The 19,296-nt window shown below is 58.4% G+C and carries 13 protein-coding genes; 4 read left to right on the plus strand and 9 right to left on the minus strand.

The window, feature by feature from the left end:
• The first annotated feature begins 29 nt into the window (after positions 1–29).
• Positions 30–1,004 (plus strand): biotin--[acetyl-CoA-carboxylase] ligase, encoded by a 975-nt coding sequence (locus G7K71_RS17485; RefSeq protein WP_243175084.1) that lies wholly within the window; start codon positions 30–32, stop codon positions 1,002–1,004.
• Positions 1,005–1,214: 210 nt separating this feature from the next.
• Positions 1,215–1,799 (plus strand): biotin transporter BioY, encoded by a 585-nt coding sequence (locus tag G7K71_RS17490; protein WP_013824199.1) that lies wholly within the window; start codon positions 1,215–1,217, stop codon positions 1,797–1,799.
• An 81-nt stretch (positions 1,800–1,880) separates the two neighbouring features.
• Here the strand turns inward: G7K71_RS17490 and G7K71_RS17495 are convergent, their stop codons facing one another.
• The 9 genes from G7K71_RS17495 to G7K71_RS17530 all read right to left on the minus strand — a co-directional run bounded on the left by G7K71_RS17495 (position 1,881) and on the right by G7K71_RS17530 (position 18,298).
• Positions 1,881–5,195, minus strand: coding sequence for a DUF499 domain-containing protein (locus G7K71_RS17495; RefSeq protein WP_166349185.1), 3,315 nt, complete (start codon positions 5,193–5,195; stop codon positions 1,881–1,883).
• Positions 5,196–5,208: 13 nt separating this feature from the next.
• Positions 5,209–6,105, minus strand: coding sequence for a site-specific DNA-methyltransferase (locus G7K71_RS17500; RefSeq protein ID WP_166349188.1), 897 nt, complete (start codon positions 6,103–6,105; stop codon positions 5,209–5,211).
• A gap of 330 nt (positions 6,106–6,435) precedes the next feature.
• Positions 6,436–6,615, minus strand: coding sequence for a hypothetical protein (locus tag G7K71_RS17505; RefSeq protein ID WP_166349191.1), 180 nt, complete (start codon positions 6,613–6,615; stop codon positions 6,436–6,438).
• A 50-nt stretch (positions 6,616–6,665) separates the two neighbouring features.
• A complete protein-coding gene (locus tag G7K71_RS17510) occupies positions 6,666–7,565 on the minus strand; it encodes a TIR domain-containing protein (RefSeq protein WP_166349194.1) in 900 nt (299 codons plus the stop codon).
• Between the two features lie 117 nt (positions 7,566–7,682).
• Complete coding sequence (locus G7K71_RS17515) at positions 7,683–10,940, minus strand: DUF1156 domain-containing protein (protein WP_243175148.1); 3,258 nt, start codon at positions 10,938–10,940, stop codon at positions 7,683–7,685.
• Positions 10,941–11,011: 71 nt separating this feature from the next.
• A complete protein-coding gene (locus G7K71_RS17520; protein ID WP_166349200.1) occupies positions 11,012–14,638 on the minus strand; it encodes a helicase-related protein in 3,627 nt (1,208 codons plus the stop codon).
• Between the two features lie 74 nt (positions 14,639–14,712).
• Positions 14,713–17,502: a CHASE4 domain-containing protein gene (locus G7K71_RS17525; protein WP_166349203.1), complete on the minus strand. Its 2,790-nt coding sequence runs from the start codon at positions 17,500–17,502 to the stop codon at positions 14,713–14,715.
• 370 nt (positions 17,503–17,872) lie between these two features.
• Positions 17,873–18,043: a type II toxin-antitoxin system VapC family toxin gene (locus tag G7K71_RS19635; RefSeq protein ID WP_313885037.1), complete on the minus strand. Its 171-nt coding sequence runs from the start codon at positions 18,041–18,043 to the stop codon at positions 17,873–17,875.
• Positions 18,044–18,061: 18 nt separating this feature from the next.
• On the minus strand, positions 18,062–18,298 hold the full coding sequence (locus G7K71_RS17530) for a type II toxin-antitoxin system Phd/YefM family antitoxin (protein WP_027355362.1): 237 nt from the start codon (positions 18,296–18,298) through the stop codon (positions 18,062–18,064).
• 270 nt (positions 18,299–18,568) lie between these two features.
• Here G7K71_RS17530 and G7K71_RS17535 point away from each other — a divergent pair, with 270 nt between their 5' ends.
• Positions 18,569–18,808, plus strand: coding sequence for a DUF6364 family protein (locus G7K71_RS17535; RefSeq protein ID WP_166349206.1), 240 nt, complete (start codon positions 18,569–18,571; stop codon positions 18,806–18,808).
• Entirely contained in the window at positions 18,798–19,295 is a 498-nt protein-coding gene (locus G7K71_RS17540) for a PIN domain-containing protein (protein ID WP_166349209.1), read from the plus strand. The genes G7K71_RS17535 and G7K71_RS17540 overlap by 11 nt, the downstream gene beginning before the upstream one ends.
• Position 19,296: the final 1 nt, after the last annotated feature.

Raw genomic sequence — 19,296 nt, forward strand, 5'->3', positions numbered from 1 at the left:
TAACGGTTTTTGTCCTGAGGTGTCTTTTGTTGAAGGAACAGGTCCTGGAAATGCTGGTAAAAGGATACCCTGATTTCGTCTCCGGGGAGGCTATCTGCCAGAGCCTGGGGGTTTCCCGCACGGCGGTATGGAAGCACATCCAGGCCTTGCGGGGGGCAGGTTATGACATTGAGGCCGTACCCCACGCCGGCTACCGCCTGGTAAACATTCCGGACCGCCTTTATCCCGCGGAAATCACCCGGGGGCTGCAAACTGCCTTTCTGGGACGCAACGTTTACCATTACGACCAGGTGGAGTCCACCAACCGCACGGCCCGGGAACTGGCCGCCCGCGGGGTTCCCGATGGCACCCTGGTGGTGGCCGAGGAACAAACCGGGGGCCGGGGGCGTATGGGCCGGGGCTGGTTTTCCCCCCACAGCCGGGGAATCTGGTGTTCCGTGATTTTGCACCCCGCGGTGAACCCCATGGATGCCCCTCCCCTGACCATGCTGGCGGCTGTGGCCGTGGCCCGGGCACTGCGCCGGGCCGCGGGAGTTGAGGCGGGAATCAAGTGGCCCAACGACCTGCTGGTGGGGGAGAAAAAAATATGCGGCATTTTAACCGAACTCTCCGCCGAAATGGAGCGGATCAATTATTTAATCATCGGCATGGGCATCAACGTCAATATTGACCGCCATGAGTTCCCCCCGGAGCTGCGGGAAATCGCCACCTCGGTACAGATAGAAACGGGGCGGCGGGTTTCCCGGGTACATTTGTTGCAAAACCTGCTGGCCGAGCTGGAATACTGGTACAGGATCTGGGAAAAAGAGGGGTTTGCCCCGGTGCTGGCCTGCTGGAAGGAGTTAAACGTTACCCTGCACCGGCCGGTAAGGGTGTTCACCCAGAGGGAAACCTGGGAAGGGTGGGCCGAGGATGTGGATGCCGACGGCTCGCTGGTACTGCGCCTGCCCGGCGGCGAATACAAAAGGGTGGTCAGCGGGGAGGTGAGCCTGCGGGCCAGGTAGAACAAATGAGGCTGTTACCGTCGTCATGAAAGACGCTCCATTTGATGCTCCTTCAGGGGAAGTATTGTGACTTTTTGGTTAACCAGTAAATATCCTGAAGTTAACTATTTCGCTCCGGATATCCTTGCCCCCGGTCTCGCTAAGTTTGCCCGGCACTCAACAGTTTTGTAAGTGATTGTACAAAATTATAATGTAAGGAGGCATCATTCCATGAAACTATCACCCCGGGATATGGCTCTGGCCGCCCTCTTTGCCGCCCTGGCGGCCGTGGCGGCCATGTTGTCCCGCTTCTTCATCACACCCTATGTACCCTTTAGCCTGGTGCCCTTTGTGGTTATGCTGGCCGGCGGGCTTCTGGGTGCCCGGGTGGGGGCTTTGAGCATGCTGATCTACGTGCTGCTGGGCCTTGTCGGCCTGCCGGTCTTCGAGACGGCTCCCTTTGGCGGCCCGGCCTATGTGCTGAAGCCCACCTTCGGCTTCCTGCTGGGCTTTATCGGCGGCGCCTGGGTTACGGGAGCCCTGGCCCCCAAACAAAAGGACCCGGGCGTGGTACCCCTGTTTTTCGCCATGGTCGCCGGCCTGGCGGTAATCTACGTCATCGGACTGCCTTACCTCTACGTAATACTCAATTTTTACATGGGCAAAACCTTCTCCGCCCTGCAGGTAATTAAGATAGGATTTCTGCCCTTCATCGGCTTCGACCTGCTCAAGGCCGCACTGGCCGCCGTGCTGGCCCGGCTGGTTTACCGGCGGCTGCACGGCCTGGGCGGTGGAAGCACCGGCCGCGTGAGGTAAAACGTCCCGCCGGGCCTCACAGCTTTCAGGCAAAAGCAGCAAAACAAGAAAAACAGAAGTTATGGCCGGCCCCTGGGATGGCTACTTGAGCTGCAGGTCTTTCGCGACCCCGGCAAGCAGCCGGTTGACTGTTTGGACGACTTCATCAGGCAGCGTCCCAGCGCCGCCTAATTCGACCCGCAGCCTGAAGACAAGCTCGTAGCCGGCAGCGGTGTTAACCAGCTCGCCGATGATCTCCGCTAAATCCTGGATCTGATGGGGACGCAACTCTGCCTGGGCCACTTTAAAACCAGGCTGCGGCGGCAGTGGCGGCGGAGGTGTGGGCGGCGGCACCACCTCCCCGGCCGGCACCCGGAGCTTGACCTGCCGCGCGCCGCTGAAATCACAGGGCCAGGGACCTGAATCTATGGTTTTTTCCAGCAGCCGGGCTTTGATTGCCCCGTCTATGGCCTCCCGCACCGTCACCCACGGAAGACTCCTGCCGGCCTTTTGCGAAAGAGCCGCCGCGATACCCAGCGCGGTTGTCTCCGGACCCGGCCAGGCCGCCGGGAGGTTATCCGGGAGCACCGCGGTTACCGGAACCGGGGGCGGTGGGGGCTGAAGTTTGGCGTCTCCGGTCAGGATGCCGGCCGGTATCTCTTCGGCGAAGACGCTGGCTGCATCCGTGGTCAGCCATAGCTTCCCCGCCTTAACCGCCTCCGCTATCGCCGCGCAAACAACTTCCGGTTCAGCCTTAGGAATGACTACCGGTTCAGTGTATCCTTCCCTGGGCACCTGGACAACATTTCCGCCGCGGAAATAGGCTACCACGTCCCGGACGGCGATCCCGGGCGGGGTAGGCCACAGCCCCGGCAACACCCCGGGAACCAGAAGATCAGGAGAAAGCGCGGACAGTATAGCCGCCTCGGGCAGCACAAGTTCCAGGCCGGGATCCTTCAGATCCGCCTCCAGCGGCTCTTCACGCCAGATGGTACGCACCGACCGGTCCGGACGCACCGAACGCAGGACAAAGAGCCCTTCTTTGACCCCGAGGATCAATGTTTCCAGGATTTCCTTCCGGCGCAACATCTTCGGCAGGTGGGGGAACTGGGCAAAAGCACCGACCAAATCTTTTACCCGGCGCGCCGTTTCTCCCTCGCGCCAGAGGTTATAGGGGCCTTCGGGTAAGAGCGCCTCAGCGCTTATTGCCGTCTCCTGGATGCGGACGCGGGGATCGGCCTTGATAATGTTAAAAAGGGGCTCTGTTCCCACGGTAAGCTTATAAGCCAGGATTTCATTCTTCTCCGAAACCGTCACCACAAGGCAGTAAGCCTGCCGGACCGCCTCGGCGATTTTTTTCTTCGCGCCCTCCGTCTTGGCGTTGAGCATCGCGGCCCGCATCGGCTCAATTTCCTGCCCTTTCAGCATATTGCGCACTTCTTCCCAGCCGAGATATTCCCGGATCCGGTCGCGGGCGATCTCCAGCCCCTCCCGCGACGGCACCGCCAGCACGACGGCGTTGCGGTAAACCCGCGGCCTGTCGGGACCGGTCGTTTCTTCGATGAAACGCCTGGCCTCCACGCTCGGATTACCCGCCGTGGAGGCCGCCTTCGGCCCCAAAACGGCGTAATGGAACTCGCCGTCGTCCTCGATATCCTTCGGCCGTTCCGGAAGGTTGTGCACCCTGGCGCCGGCCGCCGAGGCCCCGGCGGTCAGGCTTTTCAGGCCGCTGATGGCGTCAATGAGCCTGGCCTCAATCAGTTCGGCCGGTACCCGCCGGCACGCCTCGCTGTGCATCTGCCGCAGGTTGGGCTTCGAACCCAACCGCCAGGTTTTGGGCAGCGCCTGGCGACCATCGCCGCGTGTTTCGGCGTCACTGAGCGCCGCCTCGTCGAGGAACCAGGAAACCTCGGCCCAGCGCCCGAGCGCCTTTTCCAAATCGATCCTGTCCGGGCGCGTATGGCCGAGCAGGATAAAAAGTTCGCGGGTCAGTGCTTTCTGGCCGATGGGCTGCGAGTGGATAAAAGTAGCCATCACGGCCTGTTCGACCTCCCGGAATTTAAGCCCCGGGGTTTCGGCCTGAATCGCCCGTGCCTTGGCTAACTCTCCTTCCAGGATACCCGCCCACTCCTGCCGCTTTCCTTCATACTCCTCGCTGGCGGCAACCGTGGTCAACTCCCTGGCGGCAGCCGAGATCTCCCCGCTGCCCGGAGCGCTCAGGAACACATTCGCAGCGATGAGCGGGCAATGATCCCATTTCTCGGCCTCCCGCAGGGCCAGCGAAAAGGTCCGCAACACGCCGCGCGCCCGCTGAAAGCCTTCAAGCTGGGTCCATTTCACGTAGAAAATCTCCGTCAGGTCCGGGTGGAAGGGAAAACTGCGCAGGAAGCGCTCCTCGGCCGCCTTGCCGTCTTTTTTCGTCTGGTCATCCAGTTCCGCAATGCCCTTGAGCGCGGCCATCACGTGTGGACGAAAAGCCTCCCGGTCGCGGATGGATTCCGCCGTAAACAAACGGCGCCGCAGCACCTCCGCCACATCTTCCTTCACTACGGGCTGAACGCCCTCTTCCTGCTCGCGCCGGAAGATATCGTACATCTCCTTGGCGATTTCCTTGCCGAGGGCGTCACTCTTCCTGGGATCACTCGCTAAAAGGGAAACGACCACCGCGCACCGCTCTACTTTCGTAGCCGCCTGGGTTAAATACTGGAAGAAATTCTGCAGCCGGCCGCGCCACACCGGGTCAAGCCCGATCTTCTCGCGGGCGTACACGAGCACCTCGTCCATGAGGATGAGGGTGCTCAGCCCCTCCCGGCCCGGGAGGGCAAACAGGTCCGTCAGGAGGTTTTCCGCCGGGGCGCTCTCCCGTTCGGCATCCTCGCCGTCAGGGTGCAGGAGGCGTAAACCCTCGGCCCCGGCAATCTGCCAGGCCAGCACGCTCCAGGGGTGTTTGAGCCACCGGACCTGTCCATCCGGCGCCTTGATTTCCATCCCCTTTTCAACGTCAAGCTTATCGAAGGGCAGGCAGGCCACCCGTGCCCTGGGCGGAGTGATTCCCGCGTGTTCGATAAACTCTCTCACGGCGGGCAGGTCCGGCAGTCCTGCCGGGTCGGCAACCAGGTGGTAGAGGGTGATCAGGGTGTGCGTCTTGCCGCCGCCGTAGGTGAGCTCCAGCTGCCGCACGGCCTTTTCGCTTTTGCCAGCCAGACGGTTCAGCACGTCCCTGGCCAGCTCGCGCAGGTTGAAGGTCGGGTAGGTCAGCGCAAAAAACTCGGCCGGGTCCTGGTAGACCGGCCTGGCCCGGCCCATAACCACGTCGTAGAGGTCGGCCGCAAAAACGGCCAGCGACAGCTCTCCCGACCTGATATCGTCCCGGAGCCGGACGACCTGGTGCCACGGTGTCCAGGGAAGTTTATTCATAATTATCCATCTCCTAAATCATGTTGCTCGCCGAAGCATTGCGCTCAGCCCTGGCATTTGCTTGCCTTAAATCACCCGCTTTGACCATCTCAAGACTGATGTCGTCAAAGAGCGTGCGCGCTTCTTTTTCTAACCGCCGCATGGCCATGTCGCAATACACGGGATCGATCTCGACCCCTATGCTATTGCGGTTTGCTTTCATCGCAGCGAGCATCGTGGTGCCGGTGCCGCAAAAAGGATCGAGCACGGTATCGCCAAAGAACGAAAACATACGCACCAGCCGGTAAGCCAGTTCGAGAGGAAAAGGAGCTGGGTGCTCCCGGGTCGAAGCGCCGCTGATGTTCCAGAACTGCCGGAACCATTCCTCGTAGTCTTTTTTGTCGATCATGGACAGACGGCGCTGTTCGGCGGTGGGCTTTCTGTACCCGCCCGGTTTGCGCTGCATCAGGATGAATTCGATATCGTTCTTGATGATGGCGTTGGGTTCGTAAGGCTTTCCGAGAAATTTCGTTCCGTTATTAACTTCGTAGGTGGCGTTAGCAATCTTGTGCCAGATAATCGGATTCAGGTTATCGAACCCAATTTTCCGGCACGAAACAACGATGTCGGCGTGCAGGGGGACCACCACATGCCTCCCGAACCGGCGGCGGGACAAACATACGTCACCCACCACGCACACCAGGCGCCCCCCGGGAACCAAAACGCGGTAACACTCACGCCAAACCTTAGAAAGCTCCTCTATGAACTCTTCGTAGTCCGCAATGTGCCCCATTTGCGAGGGATGTTCCCGGTATTTCTTCAGCGTCCAGTAAGGGGGCGACGTGACCACAAGATGGACGCTTTCGTTATCTATGAAAGAGAGGTCACGTGCATCTCCTTCAATCAGACGGTGGAAGGTTCTTTGTTTCATTTCGCCGGCACCCCCAGCGCAGAAAGGAGTAGCTTCACTGCGTTTTCAATCGACTAGCGGGAAAAAGCTTCTTTCAATGCAGCCTCAACCGCCTCTTGACGAGTGTCTGCTTCCCTTTTCACCCAGTCCATGTAATCCCGGTGGCTGCCGTAACCGCCAGACATCAGGCTGCCCCCTTTCCTTCCCGAGCAGTTTCGTTTTACAAAGTGCCAGGGTCATCGAATAGCGTAACCGCGGCTTCGTGCAACCGAACTACCCGGTGAACCATTTTATCATCATCTATCCGTCGTTCATTACGACTGTTAAGCTCCGTTAGTTAATATTGTAATTTTAGAAATGGCTTTTTTCCAAGTTAGGCACCTTGATGATCCCGGGGCTCATTCTTCTGACCACCCTCACGGAAGCCACAGGCCACAGATCTTCTTGATTACTTATTTTCACCTTCTTGAGCCAGCGCCCCCCAAATACAAGAAAACCTTCCCTTTCCAGTTCTTTGATTTGTTGGTTCAAATAAAATTCCGCCTTTAACAAAGCGGTTTTGCTGAATATTTACCTTTAAATCAAACCACTCGCCCCAATTTCTGCAAGATCATTTTACCAAGTTCTTCAGGCGTCTTTTTCCTCAGGTCCACGTAACCTATAGTTGGCCTTATTCCTGGAATTTCAGTATCATCAAATCTTGCAGGCAAAATATATTCCTCTTTTTCTTCTATAGCTTTTGCCAGTGCACTCCGTTTTTCGTGGTTTGTCCATATTTTATTTGCATAAGCACTTGAAATAAATATCACGCAATATCGAGCACTTCCCCTATAGACTTTATCTAAATGTTCCGCTAAATCCTTGCCCCACAAAGTTACTTCTTCATAACGGTCATAGAACACCTTGACACCGTTGGACTTTAAATACTCGGCTACCTTTTCTACATATTTGCGATCTTCGCCCGCAAAGGATAATACCACTTCATAGGCGTCTTCTCTACAATGCCCTTCATCATCGTCAAGCCTTACTGCTTTATAGACAGGCCTTCCCGAAATATTCGATGATACCTCTAACCTATACCCGTCTGCTATTAGAAACTTATTGAATTCTGACAGAGTCTCTGAAACCTGTTTTTTATCGTACAAAACAACTGGATGAACGCACGTTTCTACAAACTTAAGAAAAATCTCGTCACTACATCCCAACAGGTCTAAGTATGTATAAAGGAGATAATCATAACCCCAATCATAATTATTAACCATATGTTGCCATATGTCACCTTCTGCATTTTTGAATCGATAGTCCGTAGAAGGCATAGAAGATAAATCCCAAATTCTTTTAAGAAAACTTATAAGGTCTAATCTTCCATGGAACGGATATTCTCTTAGAAGTAGATAATCTATAATATTTCTTCTCGTTACTTCCGATATTTTCATATTTTCCCGATCGCCAGCAGAATCAAAAAGAAATTGATCAGCCACAGGGACACCCCTCCTGTAAGATTACATTAAGTTTATTTTTCTGTCATTCACCCGTTCCCCTTCCATCTATTACCAAGATCCGAAATTTCGCTGACGAATAAGGTAGCTTAAAGTCCGTCATTGACTTCTCTCTATGGCGAAAAGTACCGGTTGCTTCTCCGGAGCAATGCCCCGTGCAGCAACGTGGTTGCTGATGCTTTCCAGGAGGGAGCGTTCGTCGCTGCCGGGTGGGGCGAGCTCGATTAAGGCCTGGAGGAGCTGGTGGAAGAGGCGGTGGCGGCGCAAGCCCCGGGCATCGAGGTACTCGTCCACCTTCACCACGTCGCCGGTCTTCCAGAGGTGCATCAACCGGTGCACCTGGTCGATGAGGGGCGCAGGGCGGCCCCCGACGTCCAGGCCCAGCGTCCTGCGAAGGCGCTTTTGCCAGGGTTTGAGCCGGACCTTGCTGCCGGTGCCTTCTTTGATCTCGTCCCCCGCCTCGATCCCGGCTTCTTCATCCTCTTCATCCTGCTCCTGACCGCCGGTGCGGGTCAGAAGGTCGTACTGGTCAACGAGTTCGCGGTCCGAGAGGCCGCAGGAAACGGCGTAGAGGATGCAGGCCCCGGCCGGAACGTCCTCAAAGCCAAAGTCGTGGCGGTGCAGCAGGTAGTAGGTGGTTACGTCGTCTAAACCGCTGGCGCCTTCCGCGCCGCCGTTATAGGAGAGCACCCGGCCGACGACGAAGTCCACCACCAGCCGGCGGACGGCCCGCAGGAACTCGGAAACGGTCATGACCTGCCCGGGCTCGTTCGCCTTCTTGACAACCGGATGTTTGCTGTAAGCCTCCAGCGCCGGGCCGGTGGCCGCCCAGACAAAGTCGGGCCCCCGGATGCCCGCGTCCCAGAACTCCCGCAGCCGGGTGTGGATCTTCTCCCGCATTTCTTCCAGGACGCGGTTGTCCCAGCCGGGCCGGGCGGTTTCCGGGCGCTTTTTGCAGACGAGCCAGACGGAGGAGGCAAGAGCCGCCGAAGAAAGGGCGCGGGTGCGGTTGCCCATCTCCGTCTGGATGGGCCAGCTCGCGACCACCACAAAGCCGGCCCGGATGATGGCCGAAACCAGGGTCTCCCAGGCGTCCGGGTGCTTGTGGGCGAAGACGATGACCATACGCCCCTCCGGTTTGAGCGCCCGGTAGCAGGCCTGGAAGGCACGGAACATCCCCTCTTCGTACGCGGCCTTCGATTTTTGTTTGTCGCCGCCGAAGCGGCTGGCGTCGTCAATCAGCTCCCCGTCGTTCTTTTCATGGTCCCACTTCGGAGACAGCGGTTCCCGAAAGGCCGCGTCTATTTCGGGCGACAGGCCGTACAGCGTCCGCCGCAGCCAGACGTAGAAGAAGTCCATCAGGTCGGAGTACGGGATGGCGTCGTAGTAGGGGGGGTCGGTGATAATAACGTCTAAGAAACTACCCAATTCTTCTGTAGCTGTCTTCTGGAAGACCCTCGTAAATTGACTTTCCTGTCCAAAAACCCATACATGGTCTATGTAGCGACATACCCACTCAATCGCCCCTGGATAACCTCCGGAAGCTTCTTCAGACGGGTTTGCTTCAGCAAAATCCCACACAATTGGTAGGGCAAATCTCGCAAAGGTGCCGCGGGTTGTTTCTCTCGTAATTGTCCATGAACACACCGCACTATTACGGTTCGCCACAAAATCTAACGCCTGCGCCAAATACGCCCCCACCGCCTCCACCCACTCGGGCGGGTAGCCCGCCTCCCGCATGGCTTCGCGGGCGGCGCGGGTGTATCTAACGAAGGTGCCCAGGGCCAGGAGCTGGCGGGGGGTGAAGAGGTTATACCACCGGGTAAGGCCATAAGAGAATACTGTAAAAGGAGAGCCACCGCCTGCACGGCTTGCTCCTTGTGGAACGGGCTCCTCCGGCAGCCCGAACGGAATCTCCGCAAAAACCCGGTCGAGTTCCTTCTCCGCTTCCTGCGCCAGGCGGACCTCCTCCGCCGCCGGCAGGCGGTACTCCTTGCCGTCCGGCCCGTCCACCACGACGGCGGTCATCACCGCCCCCAACCGGCCCGCCCGTCCTTCGAGGCGTATGTCCTCCATCGTCATAATCGTCCCGCAGCAGGGGCAGGTCGCCCCGGAGCGGGACATGGTCCCGGCACCGGTTTTCCGGTCGTGCTCGCGCCTTTGCGCCGCGTTGCCGCCGGCCACGGGCACGTCAGTCTGGACGCCGAAGACCACGCCGGTTTTATCCGGGTTCGGTTCCATCGTCAGCACTACGCGCTTCCTGTCCTTCTTGCAGAGCCAGCGGGTTTTCAAAAGCGGCACCGTCGCCCGGCAGTTCTTGCATTGCACCGTCCGCGCCCAGAGGTAGGCCACCGTCGGCTTGGGCACCCACCGGGGGTTGCGCGGGTCCCGGAGGTATTCCTCCGTAAACTCTGCATTCAAAGCTTCAAGGTCGGGCGAACCGTCCTCTTTGACCGGAACCAGCCTGGGCTCACGCAATTCATACGTACGCCCGTCCGGCTTCAGCGGCTCGAAGTCGGCATAGATCGGGTAGAAGCGCGCCAGCTCCCGGCGGGCCTGCTTGAGCACCCATCTTCCCCAGGCGCGCACGTGCCAGGCTAAATTGGAGGTTGGAGGTTGGAGGTTGGAGGTTGGAAAAAGAAAATTAAGCTCCAGTTGTCCCTTTCGGGGACGCCCCTTACCCGCTGTTTCAGGGTGGGCTTTTGAAAAACTCTCCATAAATCCTTCATCGGCTAAAATAAACTCCGGCAGCGGCCTTTTCTGCCCGGCCAGCTTCTGCGGGTATTCCAGGGTGCACTTGAGGATGAACCAGGCCACCGGGTTGATATCCACAGCCGTTACTTCGCAGCCGAGCCGCATCGCCTCAAGGGGGATGGACCCGCCGCCGGCAAAGGGGTCCAGCACCTTGGGCGCCTGGCCGCCGTAAGCCTTTTTGATCTCCTCGCGGAACCATTCCAGCGCCGGGCCGTTCTCCCGCCCCCAGTGCAGGATGCCGCCTTCGGTTTCTTCCCTGATGCGTTCGATGACGTGGGCGCCGGGCAGCTTCTTCTTCTCCACCTTCCGGACCACCCGGCCCGCCAGTTTCTCAAGAATACGCCGGCGCTCCTCCGGCGTGCCGGGATCGGGCAGCAGCGTGGCGATCAGCGCCGCCCGGCAGGCCGCCAGCGGCCGCCGCGCCGGCCAGATGTGCAGCGTGGAGATGTGCCCGTGCCGCACGTTTTTCTCGTGCACCGAATCCAGCGACGCCCGCTTCAGCGGGAAGGCCCGCTCGATCAAACGGGGACAATCCCCAACCACCAGGGCACCAGGAGCGCCTGGATAATTATTAAAATTATCTTTAGAATTGTTTCCTTCCATAAAAACCACGACCGCCTTCCCCTTCCAAATCCTCAGAATTTACTTGATGTCCTTCGTGTCCTGGCGGTTTTTTATCCTCCCTCCGCTGCCGCGAAGACCTCCTGTTCCCCGATCACCACGCCGCCTTTGCGCCGGGCCAGCAGTTTCCCGAAGGGGTCCTGGATGCGCAAAAGGCGCGGGTGGGCGCTGGCGCAATCGTAGACGACGTAGAGCCAGTAGCGGTCGCGCAGGTTGCAGGCCCTGGCCCATTCGTTCTCCGAAAGTTCTATGTCGCCAATGCCGGCCCGGCCCTTCACCTCGATGGCGCGCTCCTCGCCGCCTGGGTGACGCGACAAAAGATCGAAACCGGGGTAGGCCTCCAGGCCGGCACGTATGGCAAGTTCCGGGGCGGAAACATCCCGGACGGCACAGCCGCGGCCCTCCTCGTAACCCCAGGCCACCCGGACGGCGATCTTTTCGATCTCCCGGTCGTAACGCGCCCTGTCTTCCGGATCAGAAGAGGGCACCACCAAAGCGTGCGCCAGAAACCGGACCTCGCCCGGAACGATCAATTCCGGCTCCCGCCGCAGCACTGCCAGGGACCGCTCGATCCGGCCGGCGAGTTCCCGCTGCTGTTTCTTAACCTTTGCCAGTTCACCCTTAGCCGCCGCATCGCCCGCGTTGGCCCGCTCGGAAAGGCGGGTCCGTTTCAAGGCGAGTTCTGCTTCCCGGTAGGCGTAACCCCGGCGGATAAACTCCTCCCGCCCGGGCAGGGTAGCGAGCAGTGCCTGCCTGCGGGCATCGGCAAGTGGTCCGGCAATCCGCTCCACAACGAAGTTCTTCACCTGCTCGCAGGCAGCGGCGATGGTGGAAACAAGAGGGATGGCCGCCGCGGGGATTGTTGGCGCGCCGCGCAGCAACATGAGGAGCTCCACCGGGCACTCCTCGATCTTTCCGGTCTCGTCCTGCCGCAGCGCCACCAAACGCGACTCCACCAGTTCTTCCCGGCCAAAAACCCCGGGCAGCGCCGGATCAGCCCGCCGCATAACCCTGACCAGTACCACATGGAAGAGATAGGAGCGCTCCGCATAAGGATCAACAAAAACGCCGCCCCGCAGCGCCCACGCCGCGAACCGGCCGCGCACCAGAGAACAGTAACGGTCAAAGAGCAACTCGCCGGGGTGCAGGAAGATCGCCTGCTCGCCCTCTGGCGGCTTATAAACGGTCAACCGCTCCCACTTGGCGGGGTCGTAACTTTCCAGGACGGGCCATAAGGGGTCGAGCGCCCCCGGCTTAAGGGGCCTGAAGGAGAAATAGCCCTCCGGATCGCCGTCAATGCCGATATCTAAAAGCGGTGCCGATTTCTCGATAAAGCGGCGGACATATCCCGGCAGCAGCCGCCGAAACGTTTCGCGCTCCAATTTGGCCCGTTGTTCAGGTAACTGAAAGGCAATATCCCCGCCGGCACCGAGAAGCTTTTCCCGCTGCGCCAGCCGCGCTTTGACCTGCTCCGGCGTAAGGCGACCCTCAACCTGCCGGACGGCCTCATCGGCGTGATCGTCCACCACCGCCTGCAGAATCAACTCTTTCAGCGAAACCCCTTCGAATTGCATTCCGATAACGTCGAAAACCTTATCCGAGCCGAGTTCGCGGCGGATTTGCTCCAATTTCTCGAGCAGCGTTTTAAGCACCCTGCCCTCCCGGGTTTTCCCCGCCACCAGGTTGAAGATCAGCACCGGATCGTGCATCTGCTTGTAGCGGTGGACGCGCCCCATCCGCTGCTCAAGCCGCGCCGGGTTCCAGGGAATGTCGTAATTCACCATCAGCCAGCAGAACTGGAGGTTGATCCCCTCCCCGGCAGCATCGGTGGCGACCATCAGGTTCGCGCCGCCTTCCCGGGCCGGCCGCTTGAAGAAGGCCACCTGCGCCTCGCGTTCCTGGTAGTCCATGCCGCCATGGATAGAGGCAACCCTTCCCGTGTAGCCCAGGCCTTCCAGGCGCCGGATCAGGAAATCGAGGGTATCCCGGTGCTCGGTGAAAATCAGGATCTTTTCGTCCTTGAAACGCTCGTCCTGCACCACCTCGCGCAGTTTTTCGAACTTCGCCTCCTCGCCGGACGCAAGCACCTGCCGCGCCAGGCCAAGCAGGTCCTCAACCTGCCTCCGCTCAGCTTGAAGCTCGGCCAGCGAAGTGGCAACCACCCCTGTTAAGGCCTGGTCCTCAACCACCTCGTTTTGCTCGCGGCCCTCCTGAGGCTCCTCTTCGTCGGCGGTCATCCGGTCAAAAATATCGGCCGTTCTGTCTGCTTTCCGCTGGTAGGCGGTAAGCTGTTCCTCCGTAAGCCGGCCGCTCCTAATATCCTCGATCAGCCCGTCCAATTTTTCCAGCCGCCGCTCGAGAGACCGCAGCAGAGCGCAGGTGGAACTCGCCAGCCGGCGCTGGAAGATGCTCATGGCCAGGCGGGCGGCCGAACGGTTGAGAATCCGGGCGCGATTATAATAGGTCCGGATGTAACTGGTAGTCTCGTCATAGAGCTGCTGCTCGGCAGGTCCCAGGTCATAGCTCAACGTGCGGGATTCCCTTTTCGGATAAATCGGAGTGCCGTCAAACCGCACCATTTCTTCTTTGGTCCGCCGGAGGAAATGGCGCCGCCGCGCCTCCGCCGGATAGGCGTTGAAGGCGTCTATAGTGGAGAGTATCTCCGGTTCCAGCAGCCGCCACAGGCAGAAGTAGGGGAAGTCTTTGCCCATATGGGGCGTGGCAGTGAGCAGGAGCAGGTGGTGGCACTGCCAGGACAGCATCCAGTCGGGGTCGTCCGAGGCCCCCGCGATCGCTTCGGCCAGGCGGTAGCGGTCGGTCTTCCGGACGGTGAAGTCGGGGTTGCGGTCGGCCGCCAGCTTATGTGCCTCATCGAAAACAACCAGATCGTAGGGCTCCACGCCGGACTCCCGGAGACGGGCAAAGGCTTGCGCGCCGCAGAGCGTGTCCACGCTGACGATAACCAGGTCGCTTTCCGGCCCGGTGAAGGGGTTGCCGCTACGCGCATCCGCACCGGTCACTATTTTAAACGGGAGGCTGAAGAGTGTTCGCAGTTCCCTTTGCCAGTTCCCGACCAGGCCTGCGGGCGGCACGATCAGGACGCGCCGGATCAGCCGCCGGGTGAGCATTTCACGGATATAGAGACCGGTCATAATGGTCTTGCCGGCACCGGCATCATCGGCCAGCAAAAACCGCAGCCTGGGCTGGGGAAGCATATGGTCATACACGGCGATGCGCTGGTGCGGTAACGGGTCAATCAGTGAGGTTTCGGTGGCAAAGGCCGGGCTGAAAAGGTGGCCGTAAGTCAGGCGCTCGGCTTCGACGGCCAGGCGGACGATCTCCGGCGGGGCGGTGAAATCGACCTTGCCCGGCTCGTGCGGCTCCGGCGGCTCGCCGGACAGCCGGTAGGCCGCTTTGTCTTCAGCCGCAGATAGCGCGCCGGCTACCTGACTGCTGCCGCCGCCGGTGAACGGTGGTTTACGTAACCCCCCGGAACCATCTATTTCAAGGCGCAGGATCTGGCCCCACGCCAGGCGGTTGGGGCGTGCCTGCCCGTTCTCCCACCGGTTGACGGACGCAAAGGAGACGCCCAGAAGTTCCGCGAGGCGCTTCTGGCTCAAGCCCAATTTGGCCCGCAGCCGCCTGATCCGGTCCGGATAATCAAAAGGGATATACTCCACTCTCGTCCCCCATTTTCATCCAGCAAAGGATTCTCTTGCTAAGAGCATACAGGATCGCGTGGCTTATGTCAAGGCTATATCAAGTGCGATAGGGAAACAAAGACATCAACCAGGTGCGGGTCGAAATGGCTTCCCGCGCACTTTTTAAGCTCTGCTATCGCCTCTTCTTTGCTTCTGGGCTTTAGGTACGGCCGCCCGCCGGTCATGGCGTCAAAGGCATCGGCAATGGACAGGATGCGGCATTCCACCGGTATCTCTTCTCCTCTCAGCCCCAGGGGGTATCCCTTCCCGTCCCACCTTTCGTGGTGCTTGAGAATCAAGTCCGCCACCCCGGCGAGGTCGGGGGAGGACAGGGCGATGCGGTAGCCCTTTTCGGGGTGCTGGCGCATGACCTCCCATTCTTCTTCTGTAAGCGGGCCTTTCTTGAATAAAATGCTGTCCGGCACGGCAACCTTGCCCAGGTCATGGACCTGGGCCAAAAGGGCCAGGTCTGCCATCTGCCGGGGAGAAAGCCCCAGTTTCTCGCCCATTTTAAGGCACATTTCTTTCAGCCTTTCGGCGTGCCCCGCGGTGAGGTAATCCTTTTCTTTGAGGGCTGCCAGCAGGGCGCCCACGATCTGGTTTCGCGCGCCGGCCCTGTGCACAAGCTTATGGCGGTACATGAGGTCGTCGGCCTTCTTGAAGGTGTCTTCGAGGGATCCGTCCCCGCTCCGGCACGTGGCAAAGCCTGTAGATACGTGCAGGGGCAGCTCGGGGTGTTCTTTGTTGTAGTCATCGATCCGGGAGCGTATCCGGTACACAATATCTTCCCCGGTTTTTTCATCCGTTCCCGGCAGAAGAGCGGCGAATTCATCGCCCCCTATGCGGGCCAGGATATCGGAACGGCGCAGGGAACTTCTCAAAACATCTGCGCAGGCCTTCAACATTTCATCGCCCCTGGCGTGACCCAGGGTATCGTTGACCAGTTTAAGGCCGTCCAGATCGGCCACCAGGACGGTTATCGGGTATTCCCGGCTGACAGATAAGCGCCTGAGCTCTTCCTGGAAAAAGGCCCGGTTGTAAAGGCCTGTCAATGGGTCGTGCAGGCTCAGGTATTTCAACTGTTCTTCGTAGCGCCTGCGCTCGGTGATATCCAGGGCTGCTTCCACGGTCCCTATCACGTTTCCCTTTTCGTCCTTAACGGGGGAGGCAGTAATACTCCACAGGCGGCCGTCCGGCGAAGCCACCTCCCCCGCGCATACCCGACCGGTCTCCATAGCCTGCACCACCGGGCAGCCCTGACAGGGATCGCTCCTGCCGTGCCATATTTCGTGGCATTTCGCTCCAAACAGGTCTCCGGAGCTCCTGCCGACGGATTGGCCGGCCGCGCGGTTGGCCCAGATGATCTGCATGTCCCGGTCTATAAATATAACCAGCTCCGTAAGGCTGTCGAGAATCAGGGATTTTTCTGCCATCAACCGCTGCAGCTCTTCTTCCAGAATCCTGCGCGGGGTGATGTCGGTCAAAAAATGCAGGGTGGCGGGCTGCCCCTCCCATTCGACAACTACAGAGTTTGTTTCCGCCCATTTGACACTCCCGTCTCTGGCTATTATCCTGAAGGGAAATGCGTATAAGACGCCTTTATTCTCCAGCAATTCCCTGTAATGTTCCCATACTGCCTCCCTGTCTTCCGGGTGGATGAAATCAAGGAAATGCCTGGAGACAATCTCTTCCGTTATGTAGCCTGTATGGACCGCAGCCGCCCGGTTGGCAAATTTGACCACACCTTCCTGAACCACCACGACGGCTTCGGCGGCGTTTTCCACCACCGCCCTGTATTTCTTTTCCTTGTCGCTTATCTCCCGCCGGTACTCCTCCAGCCTGTCCAGCATTTTGCCGATTTCAGCGGAAAGGAGGGCAAGTTCATCCCTTCCCCCCAGAACCGGGAACCCGGAGGAAAGGGGAAACTGGTAGCCCGTGCTGGTTACGGCAGCGGTAAGCTTTGCCAGCCGGGATACGACAGCACGGTTCAGCCAGAACAGGGCCAGGCCGCAGCACAGGACCGCCGCCAGCGCCAGGTAGAGGCTGAAGGCCTTTTCGGCGGACTGGAACACCCTGGCAGCGCGCCTGTCCGAATTAACCTGGAGGATTAAAGCGGTTTTCCCCTGCAGGTCTTTAATGACGGTAAAGCCGGCGCTTTCCCCAGGGGAAATTATCCTGGCGTAGCAGGCCTCCCCGTTCTCTAAAGAGCCCGCCGGCTGCAGGTCGCGGAAGTCCACGGCCCCCGGCGGGTGAAGGGTGAGAGGCAGGCGGGTAATTTTCGAGAGCTCTTTTAAATGCTTATCATTTAAGATACGGCCGAAAATCAGGGTTCCCCGGACAGGCCCGGTGTCATCGCTTTTTAAAACGGGCCTGGCGGCCACCAGCACCGGCCCTTCCGGCGTCACCACCAGCCCTTTAAGACCGCCTGCTTTCTGGCGGGCCGGAAGAACAATCTCCCGGGGTACGGGGATATCTTTCCCCTCTTCCGGATCGTATCCCCTGGCGTATACCGTCTCTCCTCCGGTGTTTATAATCACTGCGTAGTTGATCTTAAGAACCTCAAAGGTGCTGTCGACCAGGTTCTTTTTTATGTATTCCTTGTTTCTTTCTTTCACAAATATATACGTATCATCCCATGCAGCCCAATCTTCGGTATATTTATCCAACTCCGCCATTTCCCTTTCCAGGGCCTGCAGGGCCCGCTCAATATTCTGCTTAAGATCATCTCTTTCCAGCTCAGCTACAATATTATTTGCGATCACATGAGAAACCGCGAAAAAAACAAGGGCAAGAATGGCGAAGGCGGCGCAGAGAGTGAGAACTATCCTGGTTTTTAAGGACATCCCGGTATCTCCCCCAGGTCCTGGCCGGCAGCCGGGTTCCCGTCACCGCATAAGGGTAAAGCGGCGAGCTTTCAGTGCAGCGGGGGTTATATTCCCCGGCATGTTCGGTTTTATTACTTTACCAAATTAAATGCCGTTACCAATAAAGCTTCAATATCTGGGGAAATTCGACACTTTAGCTCAATAACCTACCGGCCAGGGAAATTTTTTGCCCCTTCGCCAGATCGCGTGGGTAAACATCTGTTCCCAGTTTATTGTTGTAGCGGAAGGGCAAAAATGCTCAAATCTGGAGTAACAAAAAAGCCCCGGCAAAAATTCTTACCGGCGCTTCCGGTTCTCTGAGCAGGATACAGCGCGGACTTTAAGCCTTTCACCAAATAACCTCTACCGGGTAACTGGCAATTTTGGGATCCGCAGTTATAATGGGCAGATTTTCTAACTGAGCCTGGGCAATCAGAAGGCGGTCAAAAGGGTCCCGGTGGAAATCCGGGAGGGTATAAACGTGGAGGGCGTGGCGCACCGAAACAGCCAGGGGTTCAATGGCATTTACGGCAAGTTGTTATTTTTCAAACGCCTCTAAAATATTCTCGGGAAGTGGCTCATTAAAATCTGTGCTGATACCGACTCTCCCTTTTGCGCTGCCGGGAACGCGCCGGGCCGGCCGCTCCGTTACTGGAACCAAACGGGCTACTGGCTTGCCGGCTTTTGCAATCACAACCTCCTCGCCCTCTTTTACCCGCGCCAAAAGCCTGGAAAAATGGGTTTTTGCCTCATGAATATTCACCTGTACCGGCATCCGGATTCACCTCCGTTACCGGTAGTATAGACTAAGTCATAGACTAAGTCAACTATTGCCTTCGGCCCTCTTCGCTTACCAGCCGCGGTTTTTCTTCCTCCAGGGATAAGCTCTGAATAATACTCATAGCACCAAATAACGGCCCGTTTTCTAATTTGGTGCCGGTGCAAAAAAGGTTTATAATCTGCCGCCTGATCAAGAAAATTATGCCGGACGACTTGATTTATCACGCAAATAGGTGATACACTCAGTTACGTGGAGGTGGAGCATGTGGAGTACCAGAATGTTACCCTTTCGCTACCTAAGGAAGTGCTGCGCCGGGCGAAACATATCGCTATTGAGCGGGGGACCTCGCTCTCCGGTCTTCTCACCCACCTGCTCGAGGAACTCACGCGCAGGGAAGACGAGTACCGCAGGGCAAAGGAGTACCACCTGGCCATGCTGGACGAGCTTGACCTGGCGACGAAGGGAAACGCCACGTGGACCAGGGGCGATCTTCATGACCGGTAAAAATGGCGACCGGCAGTTTGTGGATACCAACGTGCTGGTTTATGCCCACGATACCTCGGCCGGGGAAAAGCACGCCCTGGCTAAAGCTCTGGTCGCAGAACTCTGGCAGTCGGGCAACGGCTGCCTCAGCGTGCAGGTGCTGCAGGAATTCTACGTGACGGTAACGCAAAAGGTCCGCAAGCCGCTTGCGCCGGAAACGGCATCACGGATCATTGAGTATCTGTCGAACTGGCGGGTGCATACGCCGGATGCCTGTGACGTGCTGGAGGCCATCAGGATTCAACAGAGGTACGCCATATCCTTTTGGGACGCGATGATTATTCGCAGCGCTGAGGCACTGGATTGCAGAGTGATCTGGTCCGAAGACCTGAACCCCGGGCAGTATTATGGCAAGGTGAAGGTCGTAAATCCTTTTTTATGCGGCGACGATCACAACCAAAGCGTTCAGAAAACCTATTTTTCCAGGTACCTCCGGGGGGCTCGATAAG

Origin of the sequence: Desulfofundulus sp. TPOSR (assembly GCF_011393055.1) — a bacterium.
GTDB lineage: Bacteria > Bacillota > Desulfotomaculia > Desulfotomaculales > Desulfovirgulaceae > Desulfofundulus > Desulfofundulus kuznetsovii.

Coding starts and splice junctions, on each gene's coding strand:
- G7K71_RS17490 (WP_013824199.1), top strand. CDS start 1,215: ATGAAACTATCACCCCGGGATATGGCTCTGGCCGCCCTCTTTGCCGCC.
- G7K71_RS17525 (WP_166349203.1), bottom strand. CDS start 17,502: ATGTCCTTAAAAACCAGGATAGTTCTCACTCTCTGCGCCGCCTTCGCC.
- G7K71_RS17495 (WP_166349185.1), bottom strand. CDS start 5,195: ATGAATAAACTTCCCTGGACACCGTGGCACCAGGTCGTCCGGCTCCGG.
- G7K71_RS17530 (WP_027355362.1), bottom strand. CDS start 18,298: ATGCCGGTACAGGTGAATATTCATGAGGCAAAAACCCATTTTTCCAGG.
- G7K71_RS17500 (WP_166349188.1), bottom strand. CDS start 6,105: ATGAAACAAAGAACCTTCCACCGTCTGATTGAAGGAGATGCACGTGAC.
- G7K71_RS17515 (WP_243175148.1), bottom strand. CDS start 10,940: ATGGAAGGAAACAATTCTAAAGATAATTTTAATAATTATCCAGGCGCT.
- G7K71_RS17540 (WP_166349209.1), top strand. CDS start 18,798: ATGACCGGTAAAAATGGCGACCGGCAGTTTGTGGATACCAACGTGCTG.